The organism is Natrinema sp. 74 (assembly GCF_046097095.1).
In the GTDB taxonomy this organism is placed as follows: domain Archaea; phylum Halobacteriota; class Halobacteria; order Halobacteriales; family Natrialbaceae; genus Natrinema.
Window position 1 is genome coordinate 1 of record NZ_CP175698.1, and the last position, 14,551, is coordinate 14,551.

The window sequence follows — 14,551 nt, forward strand, 5'->3', positions numbered from 1 at the left end:
TGGTCGTATGACACACGACTGTTCGTTCCTCGAGGACCTCGACCTCGCGGACGATCAGGTCTCATTCGCGGACGGCCGCCTGGAATCGCACGCGACCGACTACAGTTTGGAACGCACTGACGACGACGGTGTGCTTCCCGATGCCATCGTCTGGCCCGACACCACCGACGACGTATCGGCGGTGCTCGCCGCAGCGACCGAGCACGGCGTTCCCGTCACGCCCTACGCGGCCGGCACGGGACTCGAGGGCAACGCCGTCCCGGCCCACGGCGGGATCAGCCTCGATCTCATGCACATGGACGACGTGGTCGACTATCGGCCCGACGACTTCCAGATCGACGTCGGGCCCGGCATCATCGGCTCGGCCGTCGACGAACACGTCGCTGCGGATGGGCTCTTCTTCCCGCCACTGCCCTCCTCGGGCGACATCTCGACGATCGGTGGGATGATCGCGACCGACGCCAGCGGGATGCAGACGGTCCGCTACGGCGAGGTCGCCGACTGGGTGCTCGGTCTCGAGGCGGTGCTCGCCGACGGCACCGTCGTCCAGACCGGGTCGCGAGCGAGCAAGACCTCGAGCGGCTACAACTTGACCGACCTCATCGTCGGCAGCGAGGGGACGCTGGCCGTCGTCACCGAGGCCACGCTGGAACTCGCGGGCCGGCCCGAGCAGATCCGCGGCGGGCGGGCGATCTTCGAGACGCTCGAGGACGCGGCCGAGGCCGTCTTCGACGCGATCCGAACCGAGATCGCCGTCGCCCGGATCGAGCTCCTCGACGGTCTGAGCGCGACGATGGCCAACGACTATTTGGGCAGCGACCTGCCCGACGCGCCGATGGTCTTCCTCGAGTTCCACGCAAACCACGGCGTCGACGAGGAGATCGACCTCTGCCGGGCGATCTTCGAGGACCACGACGTCGCTCGCTTCGAGATGAGCGACGACGACGCCGAGATGGACGCACTCTGGAAAGCGCGCCGGGAGCTGGCATACGCCGTCTCGACGTACGACCCGGACCTCCAGCCGCTCCACCCCGGCGACGTGACGGTGCCGATCAGCGACTACCCCGAGGTCGTCCGCGAGGCGAAGCGACTGGCCGACGAGTACGATCTCCTGGTTCCCTGCTTCGGCCACGCGGGCGACGGCAACCTCCACTACAGCGTCATGGTCGACCCGAGCGATCCGGACCAGCTCGAGCGCGGCGAGCGCCTCTACCGGGAGGTCGTCGAACTCGCGATCGACCGCGGCGGCACGGCCACCGGCGAACACGGCGTCGGCGAGGGGAAACAGAAGTACCTCGAGCCGGAACACGGGGCCGGCGCGGTCGAGACCATGCGGACGATCAAGCGGGCGCTCGACCCGACCGATACGCTCAACCCGGGGAAGATCTTCCCCGAGACGGCCGACGGCGAACGCGTGCGCGACCCGGACCGCTGAGCCGGCTCGAGTCCCCGTTTCAGGATCGGCACTACCCTCTCGAAGTCGAGACGCCCACAACCGTTATCACCCCGCCGTCGAATCACGTCGCCAATGAACCGCCGGACGTTTCTCGCGAACGCGTCCCTTGTTACCGCCGGGACCGTCGGCCTGGCGGGGACCGTCACGGCCGCCGGCGGCGAAGGCCACCTCACGATAGAGGTCGTTCCCCACGCGTCGGTCAGCCCGACCGACGGCGCGATCGGGTCCGTACTCGCGGGCGTACGCCTGTTCGCGGAGACGTGGACGGACGCGACGCCGGGGTCGGCCGAGGTGCGACCCGATCCGACGACGGTCGCCGATTTCGACATCAGTCCGTCCTACCGCGAGACCCTCGACGCGCTCGCAGCCGACGACGCCCTCGAGTCCGATCGGACGGCAGAAACGGTGACGCTATGTATCATCGACGGATCGACTACGGCGGGTGCGATGCGGTCGTACGCAGGACACGACGGGACGAAGACGACCGAGCCGGGCGCGTACGGCTACGTCAACACCGCGCTCGGCGGCCTGTTCGGGGTGCGCATCGGAATGCCGCCCGACTTGATACGGAACTTCGCCGCCCACGAATGCGGCCACGCGGTGCTCGGCTGGGCAGACTTCCCCCACTACCCGGCCGACGAGACCCACCGCGACCCGTCACCGGGGCTGCGTGCCCACAGTTGCGGCGCACAGGACCACCCCGCGGCGAGCGGTCTGTTCGTCCGCCACGGAATCACGCCGATGGCGACGGGCTATTCGGCGCGCGAGAGCCGAAACACCCCGCGAGACCACCGATTCGCGACGGAACAGGGGAGACTCGGCGAGGCCGTCGAGCCGGTCGACGAAGCCCGGTCGTATTTTAATATGGACTACATCCCCCGGTTCTCACAGACGGCTCGAGCGGCGATGGCCGCACACTACCGGCAGTTCTTTTCGTAGTCCTCGAGAGCGCGCGACCGAGATATCGTCCGCCGACGGCACACGTGCCAATGTCGACCCACGACCGATGGACATCGGTTCGGGGGCAGTTTTTAACATCGAATCTATCGGAGATAGTGTCAGTTCGGTCAGCGGCCGACCGACTCGCGGTCCGGGTCGCGAATGACCATGAGAGGCAGGATTCACGTCGACGTTCGAGCCAGTTGCAGCCTCCTCGGTACGGTGGTGAAATACCTCTCGTTGACGCTGCTGTTCCCAACGCTGATCGCGCTGTACTACCGGGAGTCCCCGCTGCCGTTTCTCGTCACGCTGGTCGTCGCCGTCGCGCTCGGCGCGGGGCTGGAGCGCCTCGCGGCCGAACCCGTTCTCGAGCACCGCGAGGCCTTCCTGCTCGTCTCCCTGACGTGGCTCGTCGTCCCGCTGGTCGGAACGCTCCCCTATCTCGTCGCCGGAACGGGGACGATCGCGGCTCCCGTCAACGCCATTTTCGAAAGCATGAGCGGCTTTACGACGACCGGCGCGACGGTCATGGGCGATATCTCCGTCGAGACGCACTCTCGGTCGATCATGCTGTGGCGACAGTTTACCCAGTGGCTCGGCGGCATGGGAATTCTCGTGCTCATGGTCGCGATCCTCTCGGAGCTCTCCGTCGGCGGGACCCAGATCATCCAGGAGGAAGCGCCCGGTCTACAAGTAGAGAAGCTGACGCCCCGCATTCGGGAGACGGCGCGAGCGCTCTGGCTGATCTACACCGCGTTCACGCTCGTCGCCGTGGTCGTCTACTACGGTCTCCACCTCGCGGGGCTGGCTCCGGAGATGACGTTCTACAACGCCGTCGCCCACGCGCTCACGTCGCTGCCGACCGGCGGCTTCTCCCCGGAGGGGCGCAGCGTCGAGGCTTTCGAGCCAATCGTCCAGTGGGCGGTCATGGGCTTCATGGTCGTCGCCGGGACGAACTTCGCGCTCTACTGGTACGCCTGGCGGGGCCGCCCCGATCGGCTGAGCGAGAACGCCGAGTTCCGGACGTACCTCCTCGCGATGGGATTCGTCGGCGGGCTCCTCTCGGTCCTGCTGTTCCTCGGGGCCGGCCTCGCGGCGGTCCCCGACGGCGTCGCTCCAATTCCGGGCAGCCTCGAGCGCTCGCTGCGCCACGGGCTCTTTCAGGCGATCGCGATCGTGACGACGACCGGCTACGCCAGCATGGACTTCAACACGTGGAGCGAGTCGGCCCAGGTGATCCTCATCTTCGCGATGTTTCTGGGTGGCTCGGCCGGTTCGGCGGCCGGCTCGATCAAGATCGTCCGCTGGTACGTCGTCCGGACGTCCATACGTCGCGAACTCTTTCGGCTCGTCCACCCGCAGGCGGTGCGTCCGATCCGACTGGGCGGCACCGGTGAGGTCATCGACGAGGAGACGATCCACGGCATCTTCGTCTTCGTAGCGCTGTTCCTGACGCTATTTGCGGTCTCGACCGTCGTCCTCCTCGTCGACGCCCATCGCACGCCGGGGCTCTCGCTGTCGGCGCTCGAGGCGGCAAGCGCCGTGATCGCGACGCTTGGCAACGTCGGCCCGGGCGTCGGCGCGGTCGGCCCGATGAACAGCTACGAACCGTTCTCCGACGCCGCGAAGCTGTACATGGTCTTCCTGATGTGGATCGGCCGGCTCGAGATCCTCTCCGTGCTGGTCGTCCTGACGCCGGCGTACTGGCGGTCGTAATGACGACTCCGACGGAGACGGGTGGCTCCGACGGCTCATACGGGCTGGTGTCACTGGGTACCGGCATCCCCCGGATGGGTCCCTGAACGCCGGAACTGCCGTCCAGTGGATCGTCTCAGTCGTGGACCAGCACGTCGAGCACGTCGGTCCCGTCGCGGGTCAGCGCGTCCTCGAGTGCGCCTTCGATCCCGTCGGGGGTTTCGACACGTTCGGCGCGCGCACCGTGGCTCTCGGCGTTTTTCACGAGGTCGACCGCGGGCTCGAAGTCCATACCGACGAAGTCGTAGTCCTCCTCCTCGCCGCCCATGAGGTGGAGCGTGTTGTCCTTGAGGATGCGGTAGTTGCGGTTGTCGGAGACGACGACCGTCAGATCGAGATCGTAGCGGGCGGCGCTGTAGATCGAGTGCGGGTAGTACTGATAGGACCCGTCGCCGATGAAGCCGACCACGTCGCGGGGCTCCTCGAGTTGCGCTTCGGCGACGGCGGCACCCACGGCGGCCGGTAGCCCGTAGCCGAGGCCGCCGCCCTTGTTCGACATGTACTGCTCGGGGCCGAGGTCCCACCGGGTCAACATGGCGTACTTCGAGGTGACACCCTCGTCGACGATGGCGGCGTCGCCGGCCACGCGCTCCATCGCGTCGACGAGTTCGGCCTTCGAGGCGCGAGGATCGCCGTTCTCGTCGCCCTCGCCGTAGCCGGCCATCTTCTCGTCGACCATCGCTTTCACGTCGGCGACGTCCTCGAGCCGGTCGGCGACGACGTCGTCGGAGAGGCGCTCCCGGACGTGCTCGGTGAGTCCCTGTAGGACGAGGCCGGGATCGCCGACGATGGCCGCGTCGGCGGGCTGATTCTTGCCGACCTGCCAGGCGTCGTCGCTGAGATGGATGCAGGTCGTGTCGGCGTCGACCAGCGCCTCCTCGTGGCGGGTCAGCGTCGTGTTCGTCGAACAGCCCGCGAAGACGAGCGTGTCCGTGTCCATGAGCATCGAGGTGAGCCCCTCGTTCGTCGGCAGATACGAGACCCACTGCTCATGATCCGTCGGGAAGTCGACCTCCGAAGAGAGGATCTCCCCGTGGACGCGAGCGCCGGTCGCCTCCGCGAGGTCGACCGCCGCGGCGACGGCGTCAGCGCCGGATCGGGCGACGTGGTCGCCGACGACCAGCACCGGGTTCTCGGCCTCGGCCAGCAGGTCGGCGGCGCGCTCGAGTTGCACCGGATCGCCGCTGCCGGCGTTGGGAATTTCGCCGAGCCGTTCGGGTTCGGCGTCGGTTTCAGCCATCGTCACGTCGAGTGGCAATCCGAGGAAGACGGGCCCCGTCGGGGGCGTCATCGCGACGCGAAACGCCCGGCGGAGCATGGTCGGCAGCGTCGAGACATTGAGCACTTCATCGGACCACTTACAGAACTGCCGAGCCATGTCCGCGAGCCGACCTGAGAGGATCGGCTCTTCGTGGCGGAAGTCGGTGCTATGATTGCCCGCCGTCACGACCAGCGGCGCGCCGGCGATCTTGGCCGCATAGAGGTTGCCTAGCCCGTGGGCCAGCCCGGGCGCGATGTGGAGATTCGCGACGCCGACCGGCGTGACCGAGTCGTCGTGATGGGAGTGATACCGCCGGCGCTGGGCGTAGCCCGAGGCCATCCCCACCGCGATGTCCTCGTGGAGCCCGAGCCGGTACTCGAGGTCGCTGTCGCCGATCGCGTCCACGATCGGCAGTTCGGTCGTCCCCGGGTTTCCGAAAACGTAGTCGACGCCGTAGGACTCGAGAGCGTCAGTGAAGAGATCCGCACCGGTGTAGTCATCCGTCATGCTCCCTCGTGGCACGCCACCTCACATCAAACTGTGTGTTTCGGAACCCGGAATCGAGCGTCTGCGGCGCCGGCCCGGGTATTATACATCGGTTCGTTGTCGCTCGAACATGGCCCTCGCGAGAAACGAGACGGGCATCGACGCGACGGTTCGAGCGTTCCGGTCGCAGGTCCATCCCGTGTTTATGACCCCGCCCCTCGCCGCGTCGCTGTTCGGTGCGATCCTCGCCGGGAACATCGATCCATCGGTCGCGGCGGTCCACGTCATCGCGATATTCGCGGCGGTCTACACGGCCCACGTCAAGGACGGCTACGTCGATTTCCACGTCCGCGGCGAGGACGACGACCACCCGCTGACCGCGACCGGCTGTCGGGTCGCACTCGCCCTGTCGACGGGGACGTTCGCACTGTGCTGTATCGCCCTTGGCATCCTCGTTGGTCCGTTCGCCGTCGTGTTAGTGCTCCCGACGTGGCTGATCGCCTACTGTCACGCGCCACAGCTCGATATGAACCCCGTGACGGCGACGACGGGCTACCCGCTCGGAATCGCCCTCTCGGTGGTCGGGGGCTACTACGTGCAGGCGGTGACGCTCACCGCGGCTCCGATCGCGTTCGCGCTCGTCTTCTTGCTCCTTCTCTCGGGGATCAAGGTGATCGACGACGCCCAGGATTACGCGTACGATCGCTCGATCGAAAAGCGGACCGTCGCCGTGACGGTCGGCCCCGATCGCGCCTACGGCGTCGCCTACGGCCTGATAACCCTCGCACTGATCGCCGTCGCCGCCCTCGTGTTCGCGCACGTCTTCCCGGTCACGTCGCTGCTTGCGGCCGTCGCGTTCGCCGCCGTCGCACTCGTCGCACGCCGGGCCGACCCCGAACTCGCGACCATGTTACTCATCCGCGGCTCCTACGTCTTCCTCGCCGTGCTCGTCGCCGCAGTGCGGTTCGATCCGATCGGCAGCCTCGTCTGAGAACGCTGCTCGAGCGTGGCTGCGAACCCGACTCGACCGGTCACAGCGAGCGTCGGTGGCCACACCGCGGGCAGTACATGTAGCCGTCCGCGATGAGCGTGTGACTCTCGGCACACCGGCTACACGGGGCACCGACCGACACCCCGACTTCGCGACCCAGGGCCGCGACGGTGTTGTGCAGTTGGCGATGGCGTTGCTCGCTCTCCTCGAGTCGCTCGCCGAGCGCGGCCAGTTGCGCCCGAATCGCGCGGTCGCGTTTCGATCCGGCACTGGATGAAGAACGTGGAATCATGCGACGGGTAGGTCGCCGCGAGCGAAAAGGCTATCTCTACCCGCTTCCGGGCGTGAAAATCCGCGGAACCGTCGGTTTCGACCGTCGTTACGTCGTGCGGTCGCCTCATCTAGACGGTGCCGTGCTGCGCGGGAACCACTCTGTGCGGGACTCGCTCACCCGAACACTGCCGGCCAGCGATAGTAACGACAATCGACATGATCGATCCTGTCAGCAATAGCTATTATGGTGGGTATGGATAGCGGTAGCGCATAGCAATGTTCGTGATCCAGCATGAGTGATGTCGGCGACGGATCGCCCGGCGACGAACCGGGCGACAGGTTCGCACAGCCGGATCGTGAGAGCGGACCGACCGTCGAGTTCTACGGCGGTCGGGGGATGAGCGCGGTTCCGATCGCATTCTTCATCGTCTGGGCCATCGTACAGACCGCCCTCTGGCGGATCGGCGACACTGGCGGGCTCATCGTTGGAATCCTGATCGGGCTCATCCTCGGGATGTTCTTCGTCCGGGGGACCTGGCGGACCTACGCCAATACGATCTTCGAGGGGATGACCCAGCCCGTCGCCGTGACGGCGATCGTCGCGTGGATCTGGGCCGGGATGTTCGCGCAACTGCTTCAGGACGGCGGTTTCGTCGGCGGCCTCGTCTGGCTGGCCGACACCGCCGGCGTCGGTGCGGCGCTGTTCCCGGCGATCACGTTCGTCCTCGCAGCCGTCTTCACGACCGGGATCGGTACCGGCTACGGCGCGACTGTCGCCTTCGTCGGCCTCTTTTTCCCGGCCGGGGTCTTGCTCGGTGCCAACCCCGTCTTGCTGTTCGGCGCGATCCTCTCGGGCGCGATCTTCGGCGATAACTTAGCGCCCGTCAGCGACACGACGATCGTCAGTGCCGTCACGCAAGACGCCGACATCGGCGGCGTCGTCGCCTCCCGATTCAAGTACGTGATCATCGCCGCCGCGATCGCGTTCGTCGGCTACGTCGTCGCCGGCGGCGCGATGGACGGCCTCGAGGTCGGTGCCCAAGCCCAGGCAATCTTCCTCTCCGGGAGCGAGGCGATTGGCCTCATCCACGTCGTCTCGATGCTCGCCGTCATCGGCGCGGCGGTCGCCGGCCGTCACATCGTCGAGGCGATCTCATGGGGCATCGTCATCGCCGTCGTCTTCAACCTCTCCTTCGGCCTCGCGGGCGTCGGCGACATCGTCATGTTCAACGCGCCGCCGGACGCACCGCTTTCCGAGCCCCTCGCTGGACTCCCCTTCCTCACGATCGTCGACAACCCCGACGCGGTCGGCGTCACCGGGAGCCTCATGACCGGCGTCGCCGGCTTCCTCGAGCTCTCGATCCTCGTCTTGCTGATCATCGGCGCGGCCCAGATCATGATCCGCGGCGGCGCGTTCGAGGTGCTGCTCGAGTGGTCGATCGAGAACCTCGCGACGAGCGTTCGCAACGCCGAGCTCACGATGGTCGGCTCCGCGGCGCTGATCAACGCGATCATCACGATCAACACCGCCGCCGAGGTGGCGATCGGCCCCTATATCTCGAAGATCGGCGAGCGGTTCAACTTAAACGGCTACCGGCGCGCGAACATCTTGGACGGTCAGACCGCGGCGCTTGGCTACATCTTCCCGTGGTCGGGCGGCGTGCTGGCTGGCTACAGCGCGATGCAGGAACTCCCCGACGACTACGAGTGGTTCGATCAGTCGATGGTCGTCACGCCGATCGATGTCGTTCCGTTCGTCTTTCAGGGCTGGTTGCTCGTCGCGGTGTTCGTCGTCGCCGCACTGACCGGCTTCGGCCGCGAATACGTCATCGACCGCGAGAGCGAGGAGGTGGCACGCGTATGAGCCTCCTCAGCAAATACCTCAAGGGGTGGCGGTTCCGGGCGAACCACCCCTCGCTCGAGGAAGGCGCTGAAATCGACGTCTTCGTTGCGGAGACCAACGGCACTAGCGGTCGAGCGTTCATCGGCGACACGGAACTGGTCGTCGACGGTGCCGGCCCGGATGCCGTCGAGAAACAGGTTCGCGTCCGTGTGACCGACTTCGACGAGACGACCGCGTCTGGCCGCGGCGAACTCCTCGAGATCGTCGGCGAGAGCTCCTATAGCGGCTGACTGCTTTTAGGGATCGATCGTCACCGCCTCGTCGGCCGCGTTCCGTAGCGCGTCCGAGCGGCCGTACGAGCCCGGCGCGATGGCGATCGTCTCGACGCCGACGGTCCCCGCGTGTTCGAGGACCGGTTTGAAGTCCGTGTCTCGAGAGGCGATCGCGAGTCGATCGATGGTGGCATCGCCGGCGAGTGCGGTCGCGTCGACGGCGAGTTTCACGTCGACATCGCCGCTGGTGACGACGACCTCGAAGCCGCGGGCTTCGGCGGCCTGAATGAGCCCCGGCGTGGCGTGTTCGTCGAGGTAGAGTCTGATGACGCCGACTCGGCCGAGGTCGCGGGCCGCGTCGCGGAGGTCGTCTAAGTCGACGTCGAACTCGTCGCGGAGGACGTTCGGCCCGTCGACGAACAGCCCCACCGACGGCTCCGCGGGAGGCTGTGAATCGTCGAGACGGCCGAGACGGGCGCGAACGCGGTCGAACATGCGCGGGGATTTCCGCGGCCGGGGGATAGGTGTGACGAAACGGAGCGCCGATCGCGTCGCCCCCGCTGACGCTCGAGCGCGGCGTCTGCCGTCGAAAACGCTCCCGCCGTTTGTCCCGTTCGGTGCCGCCCCTTCATCCGACGGCTGCACAGATTCTCAGGTTAAGTCGTTCTGAATTTCGTACTCTCTCCCCCATTCTGAAATATTCGTGAATAAACAACTCAGTGTTCGATAAGAGTTTACTACTTTCATCGGAGTGTGACCGTCGTCCCATGACACAGAACAGTCCCCCCGACGACAGCGCCGATCGGACGTACCATCGGCGGACGATGCTAACCGGTGCTGGCTCGATCGCCCTCGGCGGACTGATCGGCTCGAGCGGCGTCACGAGCGCGACGCCCGGCCGCGACCCGGGTCCGAAGAAAGACGAAATTATCGTCGGCATCGATCCAGACGCCGACGACGTGGCCGCGAAAGCGCGGGCCGCCGTCCCCGGTGACGCCGAGGTCGTCCACAGCAACGAGACGATTCGCTACGCCGTCGTCTCCTTCCCGTCGGCGGCCTCCGACCACGCCCGCGAGGAGTTCATCGAAGCGATCACGCGCTCGCCGGCAGTCGAGTACGCAGAGCCCAACGTCACGGTCCAGTCGCTGCTCACGCCCGACGATCCCTACTACGACTCCCAACACGCACCCCAGCAGATCGGCTGTGAACGGGCGTGGGAGACGACGCGTGGCAGTTCGGATGTCGTTATCTCCGTCATCGACCAGGGGATCCAATACGACCACCCCGCGCTCGAGTCGGTCGTCGACGATCGAATCGGCGAGGACTTCGCCGACGACGACGGCGATCCGTACCCCGCGACCGACGAGGACCACGGCACACACGTCGGCGGCATCGCCGCCGGCGGCACCGACGACGGTACCGGCCACGCGGGAATCAGCGACTGCTCGCTGCTCTCCGCGCGCGCCCTGGACGAGACCGGACAGGGGTCGCTCTCGGACATCGTCGACGCGATTCAGTGGTCTGCCGACGCCGGCGCGGATATCGTCAACCTCTCGCTGGGCGTCGACGGCTCCTACGAGACCATGCGCTCGGCCTGCGAATACGCGGCCGACCGGGGCGTCCTGCTCGTCGCCGCGGCCGGCAACTCCGGAACCGACCGGGTCTTCTCGCCCGCCTCCGAGGACACCGTCGTCGCCGTTTCGGCGCTCGCGGACGACGACTCGATCGCCTCCTTTTCGAATACCGGCCCGGAGATCGAACTCGCCGCGCCGGGGAACCGCCTCGTCTCGAGCGTCACCGGCGACGGCTACGCGCGGATGTCGGGCACCTCGATGGCGTCGCCGGTCGTCGCCGGCGTCGCCGGACTCGCGCTCTCGGCGTACCCCGACCTCACGCGGTCGGAACTCCGCCACCATCTCCGCGAGACCGCCGTCGACGTGGGTCTCGGCGAGACCGAACAGGGGGACGGCCGCGTCGACGCGGCCCGGGCGGTCGAGACGGACCCGTTCGGCGACGGCGAGACCGGCAGCGGCGAGTCCGGTGCGGACTCGACGAGTCAGTGCGGCGACGAGACCGTCACCGCGAGCGCCGACGGCTCGCTCGACGGCAGCGGCTGGTGGGGCGAGAGCGACCGGTACGATTACGCGCTGCAGACGGCCGACCCCTGCTCGATCACGGTCTCGCTCGAGGGGCCCTCGAGCGGCGACTTCAACCTCTACGTGACCACCGACGGCCGCTCGCCCGGCCGGTGGGACCACGACGAGGCCTCGACCGGGTCGGGCACGACCGAGTCGGTCACGTTCGCGCTCGAGGGCGGAGAGGACCTCGGGCTGCAGGTCCACGCGAAAAGCGGGTCCGGTGAGTACACGCTGCGGCTCGAGGAACGCGGGCGGTAATTGACGGCTCGAGCGCGGATGGGGCGGCGGCCGTCTGCCCGATCGACCACCGCGTTACTCGAAGATGAAGTAGTCGCGCTCCTCGCCTTGCACCGAGATCCACTTGGGCTCGGTCAGTTCCTGGACGATCCACTCGCCGTGGTAGCGGCCGAGGCCCGAGCTTTTGACGCCGCCGAAGGGCGCGTTGTGGTCCTCGTTGATCGGCTGGTCGTTGATGTGGACCATGCCGGCCTCGACCCGGTCGGCGAGGTCCCGAGCGCGCTCCTCGTCCTCGCAGAAGACCGCCGCCGAGAGGCCGTACTCGGTGTCGTTTGCCAGTTCGATGGCTTCGTCGTCGTCCGAGAACGGGATTACGGGCGCGACGGGGCCGAAGTGCTCGTTACAGGCCGTCGGCATGTCGTTGGTGCAGTCCGAGAGGATAGTTGGCTCGACGAACAGGCCGTCCGCCTCGCCGCCCGTCTCGAGGGTCGCGCCCGCCTCGATCGTCTCCTCGATGAACGAGACCAGATCGTCGCGCTGGGTCTCGTTCTGGACCGGGCCGAAGGTGACATCCTCGTTCTCCGAGGGGTCGCCCATCACGAGCGATTCGGCGTGGTCGACCAGCAGATCGACGTACTCGTCGTACAGCGACTCATGGACGAGGTGGCGATTGATCGAGATACAGACCTGCCCCTGATGGAAAAAGGAGCCGAACGCGCCGGCGCGGGCGGCCCGCTCGAGGTCGGCCTCGTCGGTGACGATGAAGGGTGCGTTCCCGCCGAGTTCGAGGGCCGGCAGCGCGAGGTTTCCGGCGGCGTTTTCGGCGACGCCCTTGCCGACGGCCGTCGAGCCGGTAAAGGAGACGACCCGCGGCGTCGGGTGGCTGGTCATCCGATCGCCGATGTCCGATCCGCGGCCGGTGACGACGTTGACGACGCCGTCGGGGACGCCCGCGGCCTCGCAGAGCTTCGCGATGAGCAGCCCGCCGGTAATCGGGGTGTCCGTCGCCGGCTTCAGGACGACGGTGTTGCCCAGTGCGATCGCCGGCGCGACGGCGCGCAAGGAGAGGTGGAGCGGGAAGTTCCACGGCGAGATGACGCCGACGACGCCGACCGGCTCGTAGACGATGTGGTTGTCCTTGTCGTCGATCGACGACGAGGGCCGGACTTCTTCCTCCGGTGGCTCGAGTTCCAGCGCCATCTCGACGTCGCCGGTCGCAGTGGCAAACTCGCCCATCGCGCGGTAGCCGGGGGTTCCGGCCTCGGTGGCGAGCAGGCCCGCGATCTCCTCGAAGCGGGCGTTGAGTTCGTCCAGCAGATTCTGGACGATCTCGTTGCGCTCCTCGCGGGGTGTGTCCTCCCAGTCGGGCTGGGCGGCCTCGGCCGCCTCGTAGGCCGCGTCGACGTCCTCCTCGGTCGCCGCCGGCACTTCGGTAAACGCTTCTTGTTTCGCCGGGTTATCGACGGAGAGCGTCTCGCCGCTCGCGGCCGCACGCCACTCGCCGTCGATGTAAATCCGATCCCACGCCGCCTGTGGCTCGAGTTTCGGGGCGCTCATACGCACACGGTTACGGTAGGTTTTGGGATATACTTTCGGCAACCGGAGACGCCGGGTCGATCAGTTGTAACCACACACGGTTACGCTAGCCGCGAAGCGACCCGATCGCGGAGACGGAGGCCCGTGCGGTTCGAGGGCCGCCGGACGATTCGCGACTGCGGCCGATTGGGGCGACGAAAAGACATTACTACTCCGCGGATGACGTTCCGGATATGCCGCTTCAGACGCCGCCGTTACGTGGGATTCATGACGAGCGCGGGGCGAAGTTCACGGAGTTTGGCGGCTGGGACATGCCGGTCGAGTTCGATTCGATCCGGACCGAGCACGCGGCCGTCAGGGGTGACGCGGGCATCTTCGACGTCTCGCACATGGGCCAGATTCACGTCTCCGGTCCGGACGCGACGGAACTGATGCAGCGGCTCACGTCGAACGACGTCTCCCGGCTCGCGGTGGGCGACTCCCAGTACGCCGCCATCACCGACGAGGACGGGATCATCCTCGACGACACCGTCGTCTATCGGCTGCCCGGCGAGGACGGCGAAACGACTACAGCGTCTCGAGGTGACGGCGACGGCGCGACCTATCTGTTCGTTCCTAACGCCGGCACCGACGAGGCGACCCACGAGCGGTGGCTCGAGTACCGCAACGAGTGGGGGCTCGAGGCGACCGTCGACAACCGGACCGACGAGTACGCCATGTTCGCCGTTCAGGGGCCGAACGCGGTCGGTCTGGTCGAGGACGCGACCGACGAATCGGTCGCCGATCTCGAGCGCTTCGAGGCCCGCTACGCGACGATCGACGGCGTCGAGTGCTGGACGGCCCGCACGGGCTACACCGGCGAGGACGGCTTCGAACTGATCGTCCCGTGGGCCACAGCCGAAGAGATCTGGGCCACCTTCGACTGTCAGCCCTGCGGGCTCGGCGCTCGCGATACGCTCCGCATTGAGGCCGGCCTCCTGTTGGCCGGGCAGGACTTCGACCCCGAGGTCGACCCGCGGACGCCCTACGAGGCCGGGATCGGCTTTACCGTCGCACTCGAGACCGAGTTCGTCGGCCGAGACACCTTGACCGAGGTCGAGGCGGCGGGCGTCGCGGAGCGACTCGTCGGCTTCGAGCTAATCGACCGCGGCGTCCCCCGACACGGCTACGACATCACGAACGCCGAGGGCCGAGTCGTCGGCACCGTCACCAGCGGCACGATGAGCCCGACCCTCGAGCGGCCGATCGGCCTCGGCTACGTCCCCGTCGAGTACGCCGAACCGGGGACGACGCTGCAGATCGTCGTCCGCGGCCAGTCCAAAAAGGCAAGAGTCGAAACAACACCATTCATCGACACAGTATAA

The 14,551-nt window shown here is 67.1% G+C and carries 12 protein-coding genes; 8 read left to right on the forward strand and 4 right to left on the reverse strand.

The genetic code is table 11. The annotated features are described in order from the left end of the window. Window positions 1-7 precede the first annotated feature (7 nt). The 3 genes from ACJ70B_RS00005 to ACJ70B_RS00015 all read left to right on the forward strand — a co-directional run bounded on the left by ACJ70B_RS00005 (window position 8) and on the right by ACJ70B_RS00015 (window position 4,111). A complete protein-coding gene (locus ACJ70B_RS00005) occupies window positions 8-1,435 on the forward strand; it encodes an FAD-binding oxidoreductase (RefSeq protein ID WP_408958370.1) in 1,428 nt (475 codons plus the stop codon). Between the two features lie 93 nt (window positions 1,436-1,528). Beyond that, window positions 1,529-2,395: a hypothetical protein gene (locus ACJ70B_RS00010; protein WP_408958371.1), complete on the forward strand. Its 867-nt coding sequence runs from the start codon at window positions 1,529-1,531 to the stop codon at window positions 2,393-2,395. A 168-nt stretch (window positions 2,396-2,563) separates the two neighbouring features. Further along, window positions 2,564-4,111: a TrkH family potassium uptake protein gene (locus ACJ70B_RS00015; protein WP_408958372.1), complete on the forward strand. Its 1,548-nt coding sequence runs from the start codon at window positions 2,564-2,566 to the stop codon at window positions 4,109-4,111. 115 nt (window positions 4,112-4,226) lie between these two features. On the opposite strand, the gene ACJ70B_RS00020 is transcribed toward ACJ70B_RS00015, so the two are convergent. Continuing rightward, complete coding sequence (locus tag ACJ70B_RS00020) at window positions 4,227-5,918, reverse strand: thiamine pyrophosphate-binding protein (RefSeq protein ID WP_408958373.1); 1,692 nt, start codon at window positions 5,916-5,918, stop codon at window positions 4,227-4,229. 109 nt (window positions 5,919-6,027) lie between these two features. Here ACJ70B_RS00020 and ACJ70B_RS00025 point away from each other — a divergent pair, with 109 nt between their 5' ends. Beyond that, the gene (locus tag ACJ70B_RS00025; protein ID WP_408958374.1) at window positions 6,028-6,888 is read left to right on the forward strand and encodes a UbiA family prenyltransferase; all 861 of its coding nucleotides are present in this window, start codon (window positions 6,028-6,030) and stop codon (window positions 6,886-6,888) included. A 40-nt stretch (window positions 6,889-6,928) separates the two neighbouring features. Here the strand turns inward: ACJ70B_RS00025 and ACJ70B_RS00030 are convergent, their stop codons facing one another. Further along, a complete protein-coding gene (locus ACJ70B_RS00030) occupies window positions 6,929-7,180 on the reverse strand; it encodes a hypothetical protein (protein ID WP_408958375.1) in 252 nt (83 codons plus the stop codon). A gap of 273 nt (window positions 7,181-7,453) precedes the next feature. Here ACJ70B_RS00030 and ACJ70B_RS00035 point away from each other — a divergent pair, with 273 nt between their 5' ends. Beyond that, window positions 7,454-9,025, forward strand: a complete 1,572-nt coding sequence (locus ACJ70B_RS00035; protein ID WP_408958376.1) for a Na+/H+ antiporter NhaC family protein — start codon at window positions 7,454-7,456, stop codon at window positions 9,023-9,025. Continuing rightward, window positions 9,022-9,294, forward strand: coding sequence for a TRAM domain-containing protein (locus tag ACJ70B_RS00040; protein WP_408958377.1), 273 nt, complete (start codon window positions 9,022-9,024; stop codon window positions 9,292-9,294). Before ACJ70B_RS00035 ends, ACJ70B_RS00040 begins: the two co-directional genes overlap by 4 nt. A gap of 6 nt (window positions 9,295-9,300) precedes the next feature. Here ACJ70B_RS00040 and ACJ70B_RS00045 read toward each other — a convergent pair whose 3' ends face one another. Further along, entirely contained in the window at window positions 9,301-9,771 is a 471-nt protein-coding gene (locus tag ACJ70B_RS00045; protein ID WP_408958378.1) for an NYN domain-containing protein, read from the reverse strand. Window positions 9,772-10,043: 272 nt separating this feature from the next. Between ACJ70B_RS00045 and ACJ70B_RS00050 the strand changes: the two genes are divergently transcribed. Then, complete coding sequence (locus ACJ70B_RS00050) at window positions 10,044-11,672, forward strand: S8 family serine peptidase (protein ID WP_408958379.1); 1,629 nt, start codon at window positions 10,044-10,046, stop codon at window positions 11,670-11,672. Between the two features lie 54 nt (window positions 11,673-11,726). On the opposite strand, the gene ACJ70B_RS00055 is transcribed toward ACJ70B_RS00050, so the two are convergent. Then, window positions 11,727-13,208 carry an aldehyde dehydrogenase family protein gene (locus ACJ70B_RS00055; protein WP_408958380.1) on the reverse strand — a complete coding sequence of 494 codons (1,482 nt, stop codon included), beginning with the start codon at window positions 13,206-13,208 and terminating at the stop codon, window positions 11,727-11,729. A gap of 212 nt (window positions 13,209-13,420) precedes the next feature. Between ACJ70B_RS00055 and gcvT the strand changes: the two genes are divergently transcribed. Next, window positions 13,421-14,551, forward strand: coding sequence for a glycine cleavage system aminomethyltransferase GcvT (gene gcvT / locus ACJ70B_RS00060; RefSeq protein WP_408958381.1), 1,131 nt, complete (start codon window positions 13,421-13,423; stop codon window positions 14,549-14,551).